Here is a 19,880-nt window from a genome sequence, read left to right as displayed (position 1 = left end):
GGACCGGTATCATGAGCACCATCATCGACATCCACGCACGCGAAATCCTGGACAGCCGGGGCAACCCCACCGTCGAGGTGGACGTGGTTCTGGAAGACGGCACCATGGGCCGGGCGGCAGTGCCTTCGGGCGCATCGACCGGCGCCTATGAGGCGGTTGAAAAGCGCGATGGCGACAAGTCCCGTTACATGGGTAAGGGCGTGCTTGAAGCCGTGGCCGCCGTGAATGGCGAGATCGCCGAAGAGCTGGTGGGCTTTGACGCGACCGAGCAGGTGGCGATCGACGCCGCGATGATCGAGCTGGACGGCACCCCCAACAAGGCCCGCCTGGGTGCGAACGCAATTCTGGGCGTCTCGCTGGCGGTGGCCAAGGCGGCCGCGGATTTCACCACCCAGCCGCTTTATCGCTACGTGGGTGGTACCTCGGCGCGCGTCCTGCCGGTGCCGATGATGAACATTATCAATGGCGGCGAACATGCCGACAACCCGATCGACATTCAGGAATTCATGATCATGCCCGTGGCCGCCAGCAACATCCGCGAGGCCGTGCGCATGGGTTCGGAAGTGTTCCACACCCTGAAAAAGGAACTGTCGGCCGCCGGGCTGGCCACTGGCGTCGGCGACGAGGGCGGGTTTGCCCCGAACATCGCCTCGACCCGCGAGGCGCTGGATTTCATCCTCAAGTCGATCGAGAAGGCGGGCTACAAGCCGGGTGACGAGATTTATCTGGCGCTGGACTGCGCCGCGACCGAATATTTTAAGGACGGAAAATACGTTCTGGCGGGCGAGGGCAAGACGCTCAGCAGCGACGAGAACGTGGCCTATCTGGCAGCCCTAGTGAAGGACTACCCGATCATCTCGATCGAGGATGGCATGTCCGAGGATGACTGGGACGGCTGGAAGGCGCTGACCGACGAACTGGGCGGCAAGGTGCAGCTGGTAGGTGACGACCTGTTCGTGACCAACCCCGCGCGTCTGGCCGAAGGGATCGAGAAGGGCTGCGCCAACTCGATGCTGGTCAAGGTGAACCAGATCGGTTCGCTGACCGAGACCCTGCGCGCCGTGGATATGGCGCACCGCGCCCGCTATACCAACGTGATGTCGCACCGCTCGGGCGAGACCGAGGACGCCACCATCGCCGATCTGGCCGTGGCCACCAACTGCGGTCAGATCAAAACCGGCTCGCTGGCGCGGTCGGACCGGCTGGCCAAGTACAACCAGCTGATCCGCATCGAGGAAACGCTGGGCGAGGTCGCCGAATACGCGGGGCGTTCGATCCTTCGCAAGTAAGGCACAAGCTGCTAGGCTGTCCCCCGACATTGGCCGGGGGTCCGTCATGCTAAGTATCGTTGAACCTAAAACGCCGGACCAGTTCGATGCTGTCCGGCGTTTGTGTTGGGATTATCACGCTTATCTGCTGACGCTGGACGAACGGTCGCGGCAGGTCGTGAACACGTTCTATCCACCCGAGAAATATGCAGCTGTTCTGTCCGCCATCGAAATCGAGCATATGCCGCCCAAGGGCGGGACTCGGCTGGCGATGCTGGACGGGCGGGCGGTGGGCTGCGGGATGTTCCAGACGATCGGTCCGGGTATTGCCGAGATCAAGCGCGTGTTCGTGACCGATGACGCTCGGGGTACGGGTGCGGGGTGTGCGATCATGCAGGCGCTGATTGCCCAGTGCCGCAAAGACGGGTTCGAGATGATCCGGATGGACACCGGAAAACCGCTGGAAGCGGCGACTCGGCTGTATCTGTCGCTGGGGTTCAAGCTGCGCGATGCCTATTCGGATATACCCGAGATCGCCCAGGGCCAGCTGTTGTTCTTCGAAATGTCACTGACGGGTGACTCTTCCGAATCCGATGGAATTGCAGGGTAATTTCCCATTACCCCAGGGTTTGATTCAGGCAGGAAGAAAAAATGCAAGCATAAATGTGATTATGTGTGAACTTGTTCCTACAAGTGCGAGGTTGTCGGGCGTAGCTTGACGGTACAGCAGAAAAGGAGAACGTGATGTCCGCTTCAAGAATCCTTCTCGTTATTTCCGTGCTTTCCGTCGGGGTTCTGGCGGCCTGCGCAGGGCCTGACACCTACCCGATCACCGGCGAGCCGGTGTCGCAGAACGATCCGGTGCAAGAGATGTACTACAATCCCGGGCTGATCTTCCGCGGTGAGTCACGCTAGAGCTTTTTGCTCATCAACATGTAACGGTCGCGCGGTTTGAAGCCGGTCCGAAGGTAGAGTTTCTGCGCGGCCTCGTTGGTTCGATCCACTTCCAGATGCAGGGCCGTCAGGCCGGCACCCGCCAGCGCTTTGGGCAAGTCCAATAGAACCTCGGTGGCGATTCCGCGGCCGCGAATGGCGGGCCGGATGTAGATTTCATCGACGAACCCGTCCATCCCCCCGAACTCGACCGACCAACCGAAGGTCAGGATGATGTAGCCCAACGGTGCGCGCGACGGGCCGATCAGATAAATACAGCCATGCGGGATGCCTTCCAGCAGCGGCGTCAGCGCATCGCGCCTTTGGTCGGGGTCCTGTTCGATCCCGGCCTCAGCGTGAAAGGCGGCGACCAGGCCCATCAGGCGATCAAGGTCCTCGGGACGGGCAAGGCGCAGAGCGGCACTCATAGCCGCGCCAGCCGTTCGGTCAGCAAGGCAAAGAACCCGTCGGCGTCCACGTCGCCGATGAACAGCGCGTTGGGCTTGCGGTCGGTGACGCCCCACCAGTCGGCAACGGTCATGCCAAGCGTGAGGTCCGACTGGGTTTCGATCTCGACGTTGACGTGTTGGCCCGAGAACAATTCGGGGCGGATCAGATAGGCGGTCACGCAGGGATCGTGCAGGGGCGCGCCTTCGCTGCCGTATTTTTCCTTGTCGAAACGTTCAAAGAAGTCAGTCATTTCGGCCACGGCGATGCCGACCTTGGTGCCAAGAGCCCGGAACGCGTCGTTGCGCTGTTTGGTGACCAGGGCCTTGTGCGTCACATCCAGCGGCATCACCACGATCGGAACGCCGAATTTGAACACGATATCAGCGGCCTCGGGGTCGACATGGATGTTGAATTCGGCGGTGGGTGTGATGTTTCCGACTTCGAAGTAAGCGCCACCCATCAGCACGATTTCCTGCACGCGCTCAACAATGTCGGGCGCCTTCTGAAAAGCCGTGGCGATGTTTGTCAGCGGCCCCAGCGGGCAGAGGGTGACGGTGCCGGGATCCTGCGCGCGCAGGGTGTCGATGATGAAATCAACGCCATGCCCCTCGGCCAACGGCATCTGCGGGTCAGGCAGGATGGGGCCGTCCAGCCCGGTCTTGCCATGCACGTGCTCGGCGGTGATCAGAGGACGTTTCAACGGGCGGTCGCACCCGGCAAAGACCGGAATGTCGGTGCGCCCGGCCAGTTCGCAGACCATGCGCGCATTCTTGGCGGTCAGCTCCAGCGGCACGTTGCCGGCGACGGCGGTGATGCCTAGCAACTCGATTTCGTCGGGGCTGGCCAGCGCCAACAGGATGGCGACGGCGTCGTCCTGTCCGGGGTCGGTGTCGATGATGATCTTGCGCGCGGTCATGGGGCCTCCGGGGTCTTGAAGGGCGGACACTGGCAAGCGCGGCCCGGCTTGTCCAGCGGTTTCAGGCCCCCGTTCCGGTGGCCACCGGCGGGAGTTTGCCATTTGCCCGGTGTTCTTCGGTTTTCACCGCGTCCCACAGGGCGTCCATCTCTTCCAGCGTGCTGTCTGACGGCGTCTTGCCACGAGCGGCCAGCCGGGCTTCGACCTGTTCGAACCGGCGGGTGAACTTGGCGTTGGTGCGGCGCAGCGCGGCCTCGGGCTCGACGCCCAGATGGCGACCGAGATTGACGATCACGAAGAGCAGGTCGCCGAATTCATCCTCGAGCGCGTCGGCGTCCATCTGGTCGCGCGCCTCGGTCAGTTCGGCGGCTTCTTCGGTGATCTTGTCCAGTACATGGCCGGCATGTGGCCAGTCGAAGCCCACCCGCGCGGCGCGTTTCTGCAGCTTGTAGGCGCGCAGCAGGGCGGGCAGGTTGGCGGCCACCCCGTCCAGAGCGCCTTTCTGTTCCTTGCCCGCGCGCTCGGCGGCCTTGATCGCTTCCCAGTCGCGGGTCTGCTGTTCGGCGGACTTGTCGCGGGACTCGTCGCCGAACACATGCGGGTGGCGGTCGACCATCTTGTCCGACATGGTGCGCACCACGTCCTGAAAGGTGAAATGCCCAGCCTCTTCAGCCATTTGCGCGTGAAAGACGGATTGAAACAGCAGGTCTCCCAACTCGCCCTTCAGCTCGTCCCAAGCCTCACGTTCGATGGCGTCGGCGACCTCGTAAGCCTCTTCGATCGTGTAGGGGGCAATGGTGGCGAAATCCTGTTCGATATCCCACGGGCAGCCGGTTTCCGGGTCGCGCAGGCGGCGCATGATTTCCAGCAGCCGCTCGATTCCGGCGTCGGTATCGTGGATCAGTGGATTTTCAGCCATTGCGAAGCCCCTTGTTCCGGTGTCAGATGCATCCATCCCGCAGCTTGGATCAGGAGTCCACCCCCGATGCCCGTCGTCAACCGTATCGCCGACTACGCCGCCGACATGGCCGAATGGCGCCAGCACCTGCACACGATCCCGGAACTGGAGTTCGACTGCCACCAGACCGCCGCCTTCGTGGCCGAGCGGCTGCGCGAATTCGGCGTGGACGAATTGCACGAAGGGATCGCGCAAACAGGGATCGTGGCGATCATCACCGGGCAGGGCGATGGCCCCACGATCGGGCTGCGCGCCGACATGGATGCGCTGCCGATCGCTGAGGAAACGGGTGTGGACTATGCCTCGAAGACACCGGGCATGATGCATGCCTGCGGGCATGACGGGCACACCACCATGCTGCTGGGCGCGGCGCGGTACCTGGCCGAAACGCGGAATTTCCGCGGCCGGGTGGCGTTGCTGTTCCAACCCGCCGAGGAAGAGGGCGGCGGTGCCGATATCATGGTCAAAGAGGGTGTGATGGACCGGTTCGACATCGCCGAAGTCTATGCGCTGCACAATGCGCCGGGCTTTGCCGAGGGCGCGTTCTATACCACGCCCGGGCCGATCATGGCGGCGGTCGATACGTTCGACATCCACATTCAGGGCGTGGGTGGCCACGGCGCCATGCCGCACGAGACGCGCGACCCGGTCATGGCCGCCTGCGGAATCGCCCAGGCGATCCAGACCATCGTCAGCCGCAACCACTATGCGCTGGACGATCTGGTGATCTCGGTCACCCAGATCCACACCGGGACCGTGAACAATGTGATCCCCGACACCGCCTATCTGAACGGCACCATACGCACCTTCGACCCGGCGGTGCAGCAGATGGTGATGACCCGTCTTGAAGAAATCGTGCAGGGGCAGGCGGCGTCCTACGGGGTGACGGCGACGCTGGACTACGTCGTGGGCTATCCGGCCACGGTCAACGATGCGGACAAAACCGGCTTTGCCGCCGAGGTCGCGCGCGAGGTCTCGGGCGCCGATCGGGTGATCGCCGAAGCCGGGCGCGAGATGGGGGCCGAAGATTTCTCGTACATGCTGCAGGAACGTCCGGGCGCCTATCTGTTCCTGGGGCAGGGCGACGGGCCGGGGTTGCACCACCCCAAGTACAATTTCAACGACGAGATCGCACCGGTGGGTGCCTCGTTCTTTGCGCGCATCGTCGAAAAGGCGCAGCCGTTGACCTGACGGTCCGGTCGATATCAGGAAGGAAACGGGCCAAAATGGCATTGGAAGACGCAAAAAATCAGGTCGATGAGGCCTTTACCAACCCCGACCTGAAGGGGTTGAGCTATGAAAACACCTTTGGCGGGGCGACGTCCTTTCTGCGGCGGCTGTACACCAAGGATCTGACCGGGGCCGATATCGCGGTGACCGGCGTGCCGTTCGATCAGGCGGTGACCAACCGCCCCGGCACCCGTCTGGGTCCGCGCGCGATCCGCGAGGCCAGCGCCCTGCAATCGCCCGATGCGCCCTATGGCTGGCCCTTCGATGCGCTCAGCGAGCTGGCGATCATCGACTATGGCGACATGGCCTATGACTATGCCAACATCCCGGCCTTTCCCGACACGCTGACCAATCATATCCGTACCATTCTAGCGGCGGATGTGGCCTCGGTCACGCTGGGGGGCGACCACTATATCAGCTTTCCCATTCTCAAGGCCTATGCCGAGAAATACGGGCCGATGTCGCTGTTGCAGTTCGACGCCCATACCGACACCTGGGCCGATGACGACATGAGCCGGGTGGACCACGGCACCATGTTCTACAAGGCGGTGAAGTCGGGAATCGTGGACCCGAAACGCTCGGTTCAGGTGGGGATCCGCACCACCAACGAGGACACGCTGGGCGTCAACATCATCGACGCGCGCGAGGTCTATGAATCCGGCCCCGCCGCCGTGGCGCAGAAGATCAAAGGCATTTTGGGCGACAGTCCTGTCTATCTGAGCTTTGACATCGACGGGCTGGACCCGGCCTTTGCGCCTGGCACCGGCACGCCGGTCTGGGGTGGGCTCAGCTCGATTCAGGCGCAGATCATCCTGCGCGACATCGCCGGGATCAACATCAAGGGTGGCGACGTGGTCGAGGTGTCCCCGCCGTTCGATACGTCCGGCGCAACGGCGATTGCGGGGGCGCATGTGGCGACCCAGATCATCTGCCTGCTGGGATGGACCAAGCTGGGGAAAGACGGGCGGCTTTAACCATTGGTTAGCCATGGTTTTGCTATGGCCGGTATCAGGTGAACCAACGGGACAGGGGGCGCGCACGCCATGAGCCAATTCAACCAACCCATCAGCGGCAATGATCTGGCGCGGTTTTCGGGGCCGAACACCTTCATGCGGTTGCCCGCGGCCGATACGCTGGCGGGGCTGGACGTGGCGGTGCTGGGCGTGCCGATGGACATCGGAACCTCGTGGCGGTCGGGTACCCGGTTCGGCCCCAAGCAGATCCGCGCCGAAAGCGCCATGATCCGGCCCTACAACATGGCCACCTTCGCCGCGCCTTTCGACAGCCTCCAGATCGCCGATATCGGAGATCTGGCGATCAACACCTTCTCGCTGGCCGACAGCCTTCGGATCATCAAGGAAAGCTATGACGCGATCCTGGCGGAGGGCGTGATCCCGGTGGCGATGGGGGGCGATCATTCGATCACACTGCCGATTCTGCGGGCCGTTGCCGCGAAACACGGGCCCGTTGCCCTGGTGCATGTGGACGCCCATGCCGACGTCAATGACGAAATGTTCGGCGAGCGCGAAACCCACGGCACCGTCTTTCGCCGCGCGTATGAAGAGGGGCTGATCGTGCCCGCCAAGACCTTTCAGGTCGGTATCCGCGGCTCGGGCTATGCGACCAGCGATTTCACCGAGGCCAAGGGTTGGGGGTTCCGGCAGTTTCCTGCGTGGGAGTTGTGGCAACAGAACTTGACCCAGATCGGGGCATTGATCCGCAAGGAAATCGGCGAACATCCGGTCTATGTCACCTACGATATCGACAGCCTGGACCCGGCCTATGCCCCCGGCACCGGCACGCCCGAGATCGGCGGGCTGACCACGCCGCAGGCGCTGCAGCTGATCCACGCGCTTGGGGGCATGAACGTGGTGGGCTGCGACCTGGTCGAGGTCTCTCCGCCCTATGATCCGTCGGGCAATACCGCGCTGACGGCGGCAAACCTGCTGTTCGAGCTGCTGTGCATCCTGCCCGGCGTGACGTCACGGTAGGCGAGGCCGGCGGGTCTTGCCACTTACCGGCTGGCGGCTAGGGTTCTGCCGGAAGGTCTGAATGGAATGAAACGCATGGTTCTTTGGTTGGTCGTCGCCGCTGTTGTCGGGCTTGGCCTCTATGTGCGGCTGGCACCGTCCGATCCCGCGCGCTGGCATGTGCCGGTCGTGGCCGAGGCAGATCGCGACCTGCCCGGAGGCGTGATCCGCATGGTGCAGACCGGACCGGACGGCCTTGCGCGGCTGGACAAGATGGCGCGGGCGACGCCGCGCACAACGGTGCTGGCTGGATCGGTCGATGAGGGCCTGATCACCTATGTGACCCGCAGCCGGGTGTTCGGCTTTCCCGACTACACCACCGCCCAGCAGGTCGGCGACACGCTGCGCATCCATGGACGGTTACGATTTGGCCGACGGGATTTCGACGTCAACCGCACCCGGGTCGACGGTTGGCTGGCGGCTTTGCAGTCCTGAAGACAGGCACCCCTCGGACACCTCGCGCCACATCGGCACGTTCAGCGACATCTGGCACTGAGCCATGAACATGCGGCCATCGACCTGCAGGCAGACCATCTCGCCCAGTTCCACCCGTGCGCCGGAGGTGTCGGTGCAATAGCAATCCTGCACCTTGCCACCGGGGCCGATGACATCGGCCAGACCGGGCGTTGCGCAGACGATCAGCAGGGCAATGATCCGTTTCATGCGCATAGCTTAGCACAAGCCGAGGCCTTGACCAAAGCCGTCGGATGATAGACACCGCCCCAATGATCCCCGAAGAACGTCTTGAACAGATCACCCAGCGATTCCAGTACCTCGAAGCGGCCATGTCCGATGGCGCTTCGGGCGGCGATATCGCGGCTTTGGCCAAGGAATATTCTGACCTCAAGCCGGTGGTCGAACAGATCGCAGCCTGGCGCCAGCTGCGGGCCGATTTGGCCGAGGCCGAGGCGATGCTGGACGACCCCGACATGAAAGAGCTGGCCGAGGAGGAGATCCCGCAGCTCAAGGCGCGCATCCCCGAGGCCGAACACGCGCTGCAACTGGCGCTGCTGCCCAAGGACGCGGCCGATGCGCGGCCGGCGATGCTGGAGATCCGCCCTGGCACCGGCGGCGACGAGGCGGCTTTGTTCGCGGGCGACCTGTTGCGGATGTATCAGCGCTATGCCGAGGCGCGCGGCTGGCAGCTAGAGATCATCGAAGAACAGCAGACCGAACTGGGTGGTATCAAGGAAGTGGTGGCCCATATCAAGGGCGACAACGTTTTTGCCCGGCTGAAATACGAATCCGGCGTGCACCGCGTTCAGCGCGTGCCCGAAACCGAAAGCGGTGGGCGCATCCACACCTCGGCGGCGACCGTGGCGGTTCTGCCCGAGGCCGAGGACGTGGACATCCAGATCGACCCCAATGACCTGCGTATCGACACGATGCGAAGCTCGGGCGCAGGCGGACAGCATGTGAACACCACCGACTCGGCGGTGCGGATCACGCACCTGCCCACGGGAATCGTGGTGACCAGTTCCGAGAAGTCGCAGCACCGCAACCGCGAGATCGCGATGCAGGTGCTCAAGACGCGTCTCTATGACCTCGAACGTCAGCGGATCGACAGCGAACGCTCGGCCGACCGGGCCAGCCAGGTGGGGTCGGGCGACCGCTCCGAGCGCATCCGTACCTATAATTTCCCGCAGGGCCGGATGACCGATCACCGGATCAACCTGACGCTCTACAAACTCGACCAGATCATGCAGGGCGATCTGGACGAGGTGATCGACGCGCTGACCGCCGATGATCAGGCGCGCCTGTTGGCGGAGATGGCGCAATGATCGCGGCGCTGACAGCGGCACAGGCCATGGTGGCCGCCACCGCGCGCCTGCGGGCCGCAGGTGTGGACGACCCGGCGCGGGACGCTAGGGTCCTGCTGGCCCATGCCGCCCGGATCGAGGCCAGCCGCGTGACCCTGATCGCTCCCGAAGAGCTCTCGCCCGAGATCGCCGAACGCTATGAGCAACTGGTGTCGCTGCGCGCGATCCGGGTTCCGGTTTCCCATCTGCTGGGTGAGCGCGAGTTTTACGGCCGACGCTTCCGCGTCAGCCGCGACGTGCTGGACCCGCGCCCCGAAACCGAGGCGCTGATCGAAGCGGCCCTGAGCCAGCCGTTTGACCGCGTGCTGGACCTGGGCGTCGGCTCGGGCTGCATCCTGATCACCTTGCTGGCGGAACGCACCAGCGCAACCGGGCTGGGCGTCGATCTGAGCGAGGCCGCCTGTCTGCAGGCCAGCGCCAATGCGGTGGCCCATGGGGTGCAGGATCGGGCAGAAATCCAGCGCTCGGACTGGTTTGAGAACATTGGCGGGTATTTCGACCTGATCGTTTCCAATCCGCCCTATATCGCGCTGGATGAGATGGATGGCCTGTCGCCCGAAGTACGCGAGCACGAGCCGCGTCTGGCTTTGACGGATGAAGCGGACGGGCTGGACGCCTATCGTCGGATTGCGGCCGGCGCCCCGGACCACCTTGTTCCCGGCGGACGACTTCTGGTGGAAATCGGCCCGACACAGGCGCAGGCGGTCAGCGCGTTGTTCGACGCGGCGGGGCTGGCGGATATCCGTGTCGTTCCTGATCTGGACGGGCGGGATCGGGTGGTAAGCGCTAGAATGCCGGGCTAGCCGCGGATTCTGAGGCCGATTTACGCCGGTCGGGGTAAAAAACCCGGCATTTGGTGTATTAACCCCTTGTCTGCGCCGTCAGGACATGCTTACTCAGAGTAGTCAGCGCGGTTGACGCCCTTTCGGCGCACCCCTGACGCCAAGCCCAAAAAAGTCGACATCCCGTGACGGCACAGGCCACAGAGCAGCGCAGAATACGGGTGGATCGACAGTGCAAGACAAGGCTGACGTACAGTAAGATGAGATCCTCCAAATCCCGCTCGCGGGCAAAGAACAACCGCAATCGTCCCTCTGGTGGCAACGTCGTTAACCGGGTTTTCGACAGCTCGGGGCCCGAGGGCAAGGTGCGCGGCACGCCGCAGCAGATCATTGACAAGTACAACCAGCTGGCGCGCGATGCACAGCTGGCCAATGACCGCGTCGCTGCCGAAAACTTTCAGCAACATGCCGAGCATTACCTGCGCCTACTGAGCGAGGCGCAACGCGAAATGGAGGCGCGTCGGGAAGAGCAGGAACGCCAGAACCGCGAGCGTCAGGCCGAGCGCGATCGGGAGCGGGCGGAGCGGCAGGAACGTGAAGCCGCACGCCAGGCGGACCCGGCCGAGGCTCCGCAGCCGGACATCGTTGATCTGAACGCCGATTCGGATACTCCTGAATCCGGGCTTGTCGAGACGCCCGAAAGCGCGGGCGCCAAGGCCGAAGCGGCCGAGCGCAAGGACAAACCTGCCCGGAGACCGCGCGCACGCAAGCCTAAGGCCGTAGAAGTGCAGGCCCCCCAAGGCGGCGGTGATGCACCAGAGGCTGCCGAATAAGCCATAGCGGTTGCGCACAGAGTTCAAAGGCCCCGGTCAGAGATGTCCGGGGCCGTTTTCGTTCGGGATCAGGTTTTTTGTATCTCACGCGCCAGCGCGCAGAACGCTTCGAGTGATATCTGCTCGGCACGGTCGGTCGGCTTGATGCCGGCGGCGTTCAGGCGGTCCTCGATATCGGGGGCCATCCCCTTGAGCGAGGCGCGCAGCATCTTGCGGCGCTGATTGAACGCAGCGGCTACGACACGTGACAGAATACCGGCATCGGCTGGAAAGCGGGGTTCGGGCAGGGCGGTCAGGTGGACCACGGCGCTGCTGACCTTGGGCGGCGGCGTGAACGCACCGGGAGGCAGGGACATGGCGATGCGCGCTTCGGCCCGCCACTGGGCCAGGATCGCCAGCCGCCCATAAGCCTTGGTGCCGGGCAGCGCCACGATGCGTTCGGCCACCTCGCGCTGGAACATCAGGGTCAGGCTTTGCCAGAAGGGCGGCCATTCCGGCGGGGTCAGCCAGCGCACCAGCAGTTCTGTGCCGACATTGTAGGGCAGATTGGCCGCCACGCGGATGGGCGGGGTCAGATGTTCAAGCGGATCGATTTCTAGAGCGTCGCCATTGATGACCTCGAGCCGCCCGGGATAGGCGGTAGCGATTTCCTGAAGTGCGGCGATGCAGCGGGTGTCTTTTTCCACCGCCACCACCTTGCGCGCACCTTCGGCCAGCAAACCGCGGGTCAGGCCTCCGGGGCCGGGGCCGATCTCCAGCACGTCGCATTGGCTCAGGTCGCCGGCCTGCCGGGCGATCTTGGCCGTCAGGTTGAGATCGAGCAGGAAGTTCTGGCCCAGCGACTTGCGGGCCGAGAGCTGGTGCTTGGCGATTACCTCGCGCAGCGGGGGGAGGGTGTCGATTGCGCTCATGATCCGGTTACCGTGGCGCAGGGTGCAGGCGGCGCGCCAGAGAATTTTTGCCTTCGGCGGGGATATTTGGCGCCAGTTGAAGGATCAAGTGCTTTGTGCCATGCGTTGGGCGAGTTTCAGCGCCTCGATCAGGCTGGTGGGGTTGGCGATGCCTTTCCCGGCGATGTCGAGCGCGGTGCCGTGATCGGGCGAGGTGCGGATGAAGGGCAGGCCCAGGGTCACGTTCACACCACGGTCGAAATCGAGCGTCTTGATCGGGATCAGCGCCTGATCGTGATACATGGCGATGGCGGCATCGTAGCGAGCGCGCGCGGCGGCGTGGAACATCGTGTCGGCCGGGTGTGGGCCAGTGACGGTGTAACCGTCGGGGGTGAGATCGGCCAGCAGGGGGGCGATCCAGTCGAGTTCCTCGCGGCCCATCTTGCCGCCTTCGCCGGCATGGGGGTTGAGCCCGGCCACCGCGATGCGAGGATTCGGGATGCCGAATTGGCGGCGCAGGCCGTCGGCGGTGATCGCGATCGTGTCGCGCAGCAGGTCGGGCGTGAGCCGCGAGGGCACTTGCGACAGCGGGATGTGGATCGTGGCGGGCACCACGCGGAGTTGCTCGCTGGCCAGCATCATCACCACGCGGGAGCGGCCTGCCAGCGCCGCCAGAAATTCGGTATGGCCCGGATAGGCAAAATCGGCGCCGTCGATCAGGGCCTTCTTGTGGATCGGTGCCGTGCAGAGGGCCGAGGCCGCGCCCGATTGCACCAGCGACACGCCGGTTTCGATGGCGTCGATCACCGAAGGTGCATTGGCCGGATCGGGGTGGCCGGGCATGTTGGGGGCCGGAAAGGTCAGCGGCAGCACGGGCAGCGCCTCTGCGCAGATGTCAGCCACCTGGGCGGGGTCTACGATTTCGGTCGTGGGGATATCGTCCGGCAGGTGGCCGGGATCGCCGATGTAGAAAAACGGACAGCTGTCGCGCATCGCAGCCCAGGCCTTGGCGGCGATTTCCGGACCGATGCCCGAGGGTTCGCCGCAGCTGAGCGCGATGGGCGCGGTCATTGCTCGATGATGGTGGCGTCGGCGCGCAGCTGTTCGACGAGGCTGTTGGCGAATGCCTGCAGGCGTTGCTGCGTCAACGCGTTGGCCACGTCCTCGCGTGACGTGTCCTCACCCAGATCGCGCGTCCGATTGCACAGCATGAGGAACACCAACGTCTGGCCGTTGTTGCGGGTCAGAGTTGTCGACACCTCGTTGGGATCCAGCTTGGCGAGCTCCAGCGCGATGTCGCGCGGGATTTCGGACGGACTGGCCGAGACCCGGTCGAGTACCTCGGGCGGTTGCCCCTTGGCGATGCCGTACAGGTCGTCGCAGGTATCCACCGTTTCCTTCAGTTCGGAGGCTCTTTGCAACGTATCGGGGCTGAGTCCGCCAGGCAGGTAATAGGCTGCATAGTCGATCTTGGAGAACCGCGGCGTGCTGGCGGCCACTTCTCGCAGGCCGCGCATCTGGAACAGGGCTACGGCGTTGGGCAGGCTCAGCGGCGCCGTGACCTCGCCATTCTTCAGGCCAAGGATAACCGGTTGCAGCGCCGGAGGCAGGTTGGTGACGTTCAACCAGTCCAGGCGTCCGCCATTTTCGCGTGTCGGCGCTGCCGAGTACTGCGTGGCGGCGGCCGAAAACGCATCGATAGTTTCGACACGGGCGATCTCGTCGGCCAAGGCCTCGGCCTGCGCCAAGGTCTGCGCATTCACGGGGATGATGATTTCGGACAGCAAAACCTGGAGACCGCCACCGCCGGTCTGACCCATTGCACGGTCAATTTCGTCGTCCGTCGGACGGGCCTGAGAGATAAAGCGGGCGCTGACATAGTCGCGCCATGCCAGCTGACTGGATACGTAGTCCCTCACGGTTTCCCGGTCGATGCCCGCGTCGGCCAATGCCTTCAGGAACTGATCCGGGGACAGCTGACCGCGCGAGGCGAATTCGTCGATCGCAACCTGAATGTCTTCGGGTGTGGGCTGGATGCCGGCTTCGCGCATGGCCTGTTTGCGCAGGCGTTCGTCGATCAGCGCTTTGCGGACTTCGGCCTCAGAGCTGCCGGGGATACCCAGAACTTCGAGGAACCGCTGGCGCTGATCCAGTTCGTACCAGGTGACGATGTCCTGATTCACGCGGATAGCCGGTGAAAACAAGCTTTGCGCGGGGGCTTGCTGAGGCGCAACTGTCAGCATGGCGACCGCGAGGCCGGGCGCAAATGCCGTCAGCCAACGGGAACGAAAGAACCTGGAAAAACCTGAAATCAGCTGCATTTTCTTTTATACTTCTTGCCCCCGCCTTCAACGGCGTATCCTGTCAGTGCAACGGTAAAGCCGAATTCCGTCGAAGGCTCAATACTTGATGTCGAAGTATATCGCCGGCTGACGGACATGTTAACCTGCACACATTCATTTTCATACGTCACACCCAAGCCCAGCCGCAGCGGTTCGGATTCTGCCAGATCATAGCGGGCCAGGGCGTTGGCTCTCCAGTTTTCATCCAATCGTTGACGTGCGGTCAACCGTATCTCGGATGTTTCCATGTCAAGGTTTTCGGCCGGGTCCGGCTGCTGCCAGATATAGCTTCCGCCCAGTTGGGTCCCCTCGTTGGCCCACGTTCCGCGCAATTCAGCCTTGGTAAAGCTGAAATCGCCATCCATCAATCCACGTGCGGCCAGCGTCAGGCCATTGTTCGTCTTGATTTGCCCTGCCAGCAGCAGGTCGGACGAAGTTCCCTGCAGGCCGGACGTAGCGGTGAAGTTCGGATCGGCGGTCGAGCGGAAGACCTGGCCGACCGTGGCCAATGCCTGCCAACCGCCCGGGGCATACCGCGCCCAGTTCACGCCCACGACCGCGGTCGTGCCGTCTTCGCGTCGATCCTCGGCCGGAAAGCGGGACAGGGACAACAGGTTGCCCTGGTCAAATTCCTGGAAGGTGCTTTCGTCATCGGGCACATCGGTGTCCGAAACATGGGTCCAGCCAAACTGCGCGATCGGCTCAAGAAACTGGGTCGCGCCAGAGGCTTCGCGCCGGGTCATCGGATAGCGCAGTGTCAAAGCCGCGCGCGGGGTCGACCGGGTGATCCGGTCGGGGTAGGCGCTGTCGTTGCGAATGTCGAACGTGTCGACCGAAGCCCCCAGTTCAGCATCCGCGCGCAGCCCGGAGGCAAAGGTCCAGCTGCGCAGCCACTGGGCGTCGAATGTGGCGCGGGCCACATCGCGCCCGATGATATCCTCGTCGCTGGTCCGGGTGTGGGTGTGGGTGACGAAGCCCAACCGCACCTCGCCGCCGACAGCGGACGCGGGGAAATAGCGTTTCTGGTAGAACAGATCGAAGACCTGCGAGGGGATCTCATCCTGTTCCTCGCTGTCGCGCAGGGTCTTGTAGTGAATGAAGCTGGTCCGAAACGCCGTGTCGCGTTTGATGCGCTCAAGCGCGATCTCGCTGCGCAAGCGGTCATAGTCAGGCAGCCCGTAGTCCGCCAGATATGAGTCGTCCGATGCGGTCTGGACGTCAAAGGTCAGCCGGAAGTCGTTCGGCAGATTGAACCAGCCATTTGCAAAGAAATAGCCCCGATCCTGCTCCTGCTGGACATCGTCGCGGGTATAGGCCCCTTCAAACTGGATGCGGCCGTTCTTGAAGGCCTGCCGGTAGCGATAGCCAAGCGTCGTGGTCTTGGACGACAGGTAGGGGGTCAGCGTCAGATCCCTGTGATCGCCCAGTTTGAAGAAATACGGCGTCTTGACGCCGGTACCCAACTGCGAGGTCGTGCGGATTGACGGCACCAGAAACCCGGTTGCCCGATCCAGTGTCGGGTCCGGCAGCCGCAGGGTTGGAAAGTAGAAAACCGGCACATCCAGAATGCGGAACTGGGCGCCCTCGAAATACAACTGCCGTTCGAGCTGATCATGCGTGACCTTGCGGGCCCGGATCTGCCAGAGGGGCGGCCGACCGTCGGCGCAGACATGGCAGGACGTGGCCGAGACCTTGCTGAACTGCGTGTAGCGTCCTGCCGCACGGGTCGCCTGAACCGACGCGATCTGTACCTGCTGGTCGAACACCAGCCGTGCGCCGGTCAGCAACCCGTTCTGGATGCCGTCATCCAGTTGCGCTGAGTCCGCAAGGACGGTCGAGCGTCCACCCTGATCGATCCGGATCGGACCTTCCAGCGTCAGCTCGCCCGACTCGCGGTCGAACACCACGCGCTGCGCGGACAGCTTGACGTCGCCCTGAAAGGCTTCGACATTGCCCTCGGCCACCAGTTTGCGATCCGGGGTGATGAAGATCCTGTCAGCCACCAGCAAGGCAGGCTGATCCTGTTGTTGTGCCGTGTCAGACGCGGGCGAACTGGTCTCCGAGGTTTGGGCCAATGCCAGCCCCGGACCGGAAAAGAACACAGCACTGGACAAAAGAAGGGGCAGAAGGCGCCGCATCAGCCGTCCTCCGCGTGCAGCAGAAGGCCGAGCGACAGCAATATGGCCGCAAACGGCGGTGCCCAGGCCGCAATCACAATTGGCAATTGGCCGTTCTCTCCCAAAATCTGAGCGAAATTGCGCACGAAGTATACGCCGAACCCCAGAAGAACAGCCGTCAGCACGGCGACGCCGGTGCCGCCGAACCGCACGTGCCGCATGGTGAAAGCCGCGCCGATCAACACCATCGAAATCAGGAAGAATGGGCGCGCCAGCTGCACCTGCAGCCAAACCTCGTATTGCTTGGTCGAAAAACCCGCCTCGCGCAGGTCGCGGATCAGTTGGGGCAGGTCATAGACCGAGACGCTGTCCTGTTGGCCCAAAGTTTCAAGGATGCGCTGACGGGTCAGCGAAGTGGGCAGCCGCAGGGTCTCATGCGTGACGGCGTGGGTCTCGGGGTTGGTGTCGCTGGACAGGGGCCATTCCTTGGTGTTGCGCAGGATCCAGGCCCCGTCGTCGAGGCGAGCGCCGTCGGCGATGATTTGACGGGTCGGAAGACCTTCGGGCGAAAACGTGATGATGGTCACGTCGATCAATTCAAGCTCGGTGTCGTTGGTCGATGCGCGGGCATGGATCACCGATTGGCCCTGCGGCGAGCCCTGACGCAGCCAAAGCCCGTCGCGGCTGATCGAGAGGGCGGAACTGCCACCGTTTTTGTATAGATCCGAGAAATGCCGGTACTGCTCGGACGTTGCCGCCGCAATCGGGTTCAGCAGGGCCACCGCCAGAGTTCCGATTATCAGCGCCAGAAGGACCGGTGCCACCAGCGCGCGGATACCCGAGCGGCCGATCGCTCGGGTCACCACCAACTCCGAGCTGCGGGCGAGGCCGACAAACAGGGCAATGGTCGACAGGATCATCAACAGCGGCAGCATCTCGCTGATCGCAGCGGGTGTGTTCAAAAGCGTCAGCTGCAGAACCTGGCCAAAGGACAGGTCTGCGTCATTGAACCGACGGGCCTGTTCGATCAGGTCGATCAGGATCATCAGTGTCAGGAAGATGGCCCCAATCACCAGAAAGCTCTGCAAAAAGCGGCGGGCGAAGTACCGGTCCAGAATCACGGTCGCATCCCCGGCACGGGGCGTCCAGCAGGCCTGTTGCCAGAATCGCCAAGGCACAAAAACATGCGCGACGGCCTATGCCTGCCGAATGATGCCAAGTTTTCTCCCCCGAGCCTGCCGGTCATTTTGGCGCGACCTTAATGCAATTGGCGGGCGGGGAAAACTGCTATCTGGTCAATGGCGGCGGCGCGGGCTAGGTCTGTGGGCAGAGTTTTTCAGGAGCAAGAAATGAGCAGTTTGGTACCGATCCGTTTTCAAGCCTTCGAACTGGACCTGATGGCACAGGCCCAAGGCCGGGTGGCCATTCTCATACCCGCCGATGGCAAGATGAACCCCGCCGCGCGCCGCGCAAACCGACTGACCCGTGGTGCCGTGGCCCGGCTGGTGGAAAGCGACCGTTTCGCCAAGGTCAAGACTGGCGACGTGATCTCGTTGGCTTGGCCCGGCGGGATGGAGGCAGAGGCATTGGACATTCTCGTCCTGCCACGCCGCCCCGAGCCGGACGAAGCCCGCAAAGGCGGTGCCGCGCTGGCCAAGCTGGCAGGTGGCAAGGACCTGCTGGTCATGGCGGGCAACCAAATGCGGACCGAGGAACTGGCCCTGGGCATTGCCCTGCGCAGCTATGATTTCGACGCACACAAAACCAAGGACGATGACGCAGACGGCGCGGTGACCATCTGCCACGCCAAGCCCGAAGACGCCGAGGCCGCCTTCGCACCGCTTTATGCGGTTGCTGATGGTGTGCGCATGACCCGCGACCTGACGAACGAACCCGCCAACATCCTGACGACGACCGAATTTGCCAACCGTCTGAAAGAGATGGAGGAGTTGGGCCTGAAGGTCGAGGTGCTGGACGAAGACAAACTGGCCGAGTTGGGCATGAGGACCCTGCTGAGCGTCGGGCAAGGGTCGGACAGCCCCTCGAAAGTCGTCGTGATGCAGTGGAATGGCGGCGATGCCGATGACGCGCCGCTGGCTCTGGTCGGCAAGGGGGTCGTTTTCGACACCGGCGGTATTTCGATCAAACCGGCCGCTGGTATGGAAGAGATGACCATGGACATGGGCGGCGCAGGTGTCGTTGCAGGCACCATGCGTGCATTGGCCAAGCGTAAGGCCAAGGCCAATGTCGTGGGCCTGGTCGGGCTGGTCGAGAACATGCCCTCGGGCAGTGCCACGCGGCCGGGCGACGTCGTCAAGTCGATGAAGGGCGATACGGTCGAGATCATCAACACCGACGCCGAGGGGCGTTTGGTGCTGTGTGACGTCATGTGGTACGCGCAGGAGCGGTTCAATCCGGTCGGCATGATCGATCTAGCCACTTTGACCGGCGCGATCATCATCGGGCTGGGGCATGAAAACGCAGGCGTGTTTTCCAACAACGACACCTTCTGCGACGCGTTCCTGAAGGCGGCCCGGGCCGAGGATGAAGGCGCGTGGCGTATGCCGCTGGGGCAGGCTTATGACGATCTGCTGAAGTCGCGCATCGCGGACATGAAGAACGTGGGCGGCCGGCCGGCCGGTTCGATCACCGCAGCGCAGTTTCTGCAGCGTTTCGTCAAGGAAGAAACACCCTGGATCCATTTGGATATCGCGGGCGTGGCCTCGGTTGCGGCGGAAACGTCCTATGCGCCCAAGGGCGCCACGGGTTGGGGCGTTCGTGCGCTCAGCCGTTTCGTGCAGGACTATTTCGAGTAGGTCGATGGGTGCCGTCTACTTCTACCACCTGACCCGCCATCCACTTGAGCAGACCTTGCCGGTATTGCTGGACAAGGCACGTCAGGCCGGGTGGCGGATTGCGGTGCGAGGCACTGACCCTGCGCGGATGGACTGGCTGGACGAAAGGCTTTGGCTGGGCCCCGAAGACGCGTTTCTGCCGCATGGGCAGGCAGGTGGGCCGCATGACGCGGTTCAGCCGATCCTGCTGACTACCGAGGCGGACGCTGCCAACAACCCGTCTTGCCTGATGGCGGTGGACGGGGCCGAGGTGACGCCGGATGAGGTGACCGCCTCGGAGCGGGTTTGCATCCTGTTCGATGGCAACGACCCAACCGCGGTGGATCATGCGCGTGGTCAATGGAAGACTCTGACCGCGGCGGGTTGCGCGGCGCAGTATTGGTCGGAGGAATCCGGCCGCTGGGAGAAAAAGGCCGAATCCGGCTGACTCGGGACCGAAATCAGATTGCAGGCGTG

The 19,880-nt window shown here is 63.4% G+C and carries 21 protein-coding genes; 12 read left to right on the top strand and 9 right to left on the bottom strand.

Annotated elements, in window-relative coordinates; all coding sequences use genetic code 11:
• The first annotated feature begins 11 nt into the window (after positions 1-11).
• The 3 genes from eno (at position 12) to ACR0DA_RS07010 (ending at position 2,183) form a co-directional block, all read left to right on the top strand.
• Positions 12-1,289 (top strand): phosphopyruvate hydratase, encoded by a 1,278-nt coding sequence (gene eno, locus ACR0DA_RS07020; RefSeq protein WP_480753412.1) that lies wholly within the window; start codon positions 12-14, stop codon positions 1,287-1,289.
• A gap of 46 nt (positions 1,290-1,335) precedes the next feature.
• Positions 1,336-1,878, top strand: coding sequence for a GNAT family N-acetyltransferase (locus ACR0DA_RS07015; protein ID WP_480753410.1), 543 nt, complete (start codon positions 1,336-1,338; stop codon positions 1,876-1,878).
• 134 nt (positions 1,879-2,012) lie between these two features.
• Positions 2,013-2,183, top strand: a complete 171-nt coding sequence (locus tag ACR0DA_RS07010; protein WP_170338259.1) for a hypothetical protein — start codon at positions 2,013-2,015, stop codon at positions 2,181-2,183.
• Here ACR0DA_RS07010 and ACR0DA_RS07005 read toward each other — a convergent pair.
• From ACR0DA_RS07005 to mazG, 3 genes are all read right to left on the bottom strand, one after another.
• Complete coding sequence (locus ACR0DA_RS07005; protein ID WP_170358922.1) at positions 2,180-2,629, bottom strand: GNAT family N-acetyltransferase; 450 nt, start codon at positions 2,627-2,629, stop codon at positions 2,180-2,182. The two genes, ACR0DA_RS07010 and ACR0DA_RS07005, sit on opposite strands and share 4 nt — an antisense overlap.
• Entirely contained in the window at positions 2,626-3,567 is a 942-nt protein-coding gene (locus ACR0DA_RS07000) for a nucleoside hydrolase (RefSeq protein WP_480753408.1), read from the bottom strand. The genes ACR0DA_RS07005 and ACR0DA_RS07000 overlap by 4 nt, the downstream gene beginning before the upstream one ends.
• Positions 3,568-3,628: 61 nt before the next feature.
• Positions 3,629-4,486, bottom strand: a complete 858-nt coding sequence (gene mazG / locus ACR0DA_RS06995) for a nucleoside triphosphate pyrophosphohydrolase (RefSeq protein ID WP_480753407.1) — start codon at positions 4,484-4,486, stop codon at positions 3,629-3,631.
• 66 nt (positions 4,487-4,552) lie between these two features.
• On the opposite strand from mazG, the gene ACR0DA_RS06990 reads away from it, so the two are divergent.
• The 4 genes from ACR0DA_RS06990 (at position 4,553) to ACR0DA_RS06975 (ending at position 8,220) form a co-directional block, all read left to right on the top strand.
• On the top strand, positions 4,553-5,716 hold the full coding sequence (locus tag ACR0DA_RS06990) for a M20 aminoacylase family protein (RefSeq protein WP_480753405.1): 1,164 nt from the start codon (positions 4,553-4,555) through the stop codon (positions 5,714-5,716).
• Positions 5,717-5,751: 35 nt separating this feature from the next.
• Positions 5,752-6,729, top strand: coding sequence for an agmatinase (gene speB, locus ACR0DA_RS06985; protein ID WP_480753404.1), 978 nt, complete (start codon positions 5,752-5,754; stop codon positions 6,727-6,729).
• A gap of 69 nt (positions 6,730-6,798) precedes the next feature.
• A complete protein-coding gene (gene speB, locus ACR0DA_RS06980) occupies positions 6,799-7,746 on the top strand; it encodes an agmatinase (RefSeq protein WP_480753402.1) in 948 nt (315 codons plus the stop codon).
• Between the two features lie 66 nt (positions 7,747-7,812).
• Positions 7,813-8,220, top strand: a complete 408-nt coding sequence (locus ACR0DA_RS06975; protein WP_480753401.1) for a DUF1499 domain-containing protein — start codon at positions 7,813-7,815, stop codon at positions 8,218-8,220.
• On the opposite strand, the gene ACR0DA_RS06970 is transcribed toward ACR0DA_RS06975, so the two are convergent.
• Positions 8,146-8,448: a hypothetical protein gene (locus ACR0DA_RS06970; RefSeq protein ID WP_170370601.1), complete on the bottom strand. Its 303-nt coding sequence runs from the start codon at positions 8,446-8,448 to the stop codon at positions 8,146-8,148. The genes ACR0DA_RS06975 and ACR0DA_RS06970 overlap by 75 nt on opposite strands.
• 62 nt (positions 8,449-8,510) lie before the next feature.
• On the opposite strand from ACR0DA_RS06970, the gene prfA reads away from it, so the two are divergent.
• The 3 genes from prfA (at position 8,511) to ACR0DA_RS06955 (ending at position 11,220) form a co-directional block, all read left to right on the top strand.
• Positions 8,511-9,566, top strand: coding sequence for a peptide chain release factor 1 (prfA, locus tag ACR0DA_RS06965; RefSeq protein WP_480753910.1), 1,056 nt, complete (start codon positions 8,511-8,513; stop codon positions 9,564-9,566).
• A complete protein-coding gene (gene prmC, locus ACR0DA_RS06960) occupies positions 9,563-10,408 on the top strand; it encodes a peptide chain release factor N(5)-glutamine methyltransferase (RefSeq protein ID WP_170580723.1) in 846 nt (281 codons plus the stop codon). The genes prfA and prmC overlap by 4 nt, the downstream gene beginning before the upstream one ends.
• A gap of 239 nt (positions 10,409-10,647) precedes the next feature.
• Positions 10,648-11,220, top strand: coding sequence for a DUF4167 domain-containing protein (locus tag ACR0DA_RS06955; protein WP_480753399.1), 573 nt, complete (start codon positions 10,648-10,650; stop codon positions 11,218-11,220).
• Between the two features lie 68 nt (positions 11,221-11,288).
• On the opposite strand, the gene rsmA is transcribed toward ACR0DA_RS06955, so the two are convergent.
• From rsmA to lptG, 5 genes are all read right to left on the bottom strand, one after another.
• Positions 11,289-12,131: a 16S rRNA (adenine(1518)-N(6)/adenine(1519)-N(6))-dimethyltransferase RsmA gene (gene rsmA, locus ACR0DA_RS06950; protein WP_480753398.1), complete on the bottom strand. Its 843-nt coding sequence runs from the start codon at positions 12,129-12,131 to the stop codon at positions 11,289-11,291.
• 84 nt (positions 12,132-12,215) lie between these two features.
• Positions 12,216-13,181, bottom strand: a complete 966-nt coding sequence (gene pdxA / locus ACR0DA_RS06945; RefSeq protein WP_480753396.1) for a 4-hydroxythreonine-4-phosphate dehydrogenase PdxA — start codon at positions 13,179-13,181, stop codon at positions 12,216-12,218.
• On the bottom strand, positions 13,178-14,431 hold the full coding sequence (locus tag ACR0DA_RS06940) for a peptidylprolyl isomerase (RefSeq protein ID WP_480753395.1): 1,254 nt from the start codon (positions 14,429-14,431) through the stop codon (positions 13,178-13,180). The genes pdxA and ACR0DA_RS06940 overlap by 4 nt, the downstream gene beginning before the upstream one ends.
• Entirely contained in the window at positions 14,422-16,590 is a 2,169-nt protein-coding gene (locus ACR0DA_RS06935) for an LPS-assembly protein LptD (protein WP_480753394.1), read from the bottom strand. Before ACR0DA_RS06935 ends, ACR0DA_RS06940 begins: the two co-directional genes overlap by 10 nt.
• A complete protein-coding gene (lptG, locus tag ACR0DA_RS06930) occupies positions 16,590-17,690 on the bottom strand; it encodes an LPS export ABC transporter permease LptG (protein ID WP_170370595.1) in 1,101 nt (366 codons plus the stop codon). The genes ACR0DA_RS06935 and lptG overlap by 1 nt, the downstream gene beginning before the upstream one ends.
• A gap of 228 nt (positions 17,691-17,918) precedes the next feature.
• On the opposite strand from lptG, the gene ACR0DA_RS06925 reads away from it, so the two are divergent.
• Both ACR0DA_RS06925 and ACR0DA_RS06920 read left to right on the top strand, forming a co-directional pair.
• Complete coding sequence (locus ACR0DA_RS06925; protein ID WP_480753393.1) at positions 17,919-19,385, top strand: leucyl aminopeptidase; 1,467 nt, start codon at positions 17,919-17,921, stop codon at positions 19,383-19,385.
• Positions 19,386-19,389: 4 nt separating this feature from the next.
• Complete coding sequence (locus ACR0DA_RS06920) at positions 19,390-19,851, top strand: DNA polymerase III subunit chi (protein WP_170523444.1); 462 nt, start codon at positions 19,390-19,392, stop codon at positions 19,849-19,851.
• Positions 19,852-19,880: the final 29 nt, after the last annotated feature.

It is taken from the genome of Ruegeria sp. CI8, from assembly GCF_056536865.1.
This window is presented reverse-complemented; position numbering and strand designations above follow the sequence as displayed.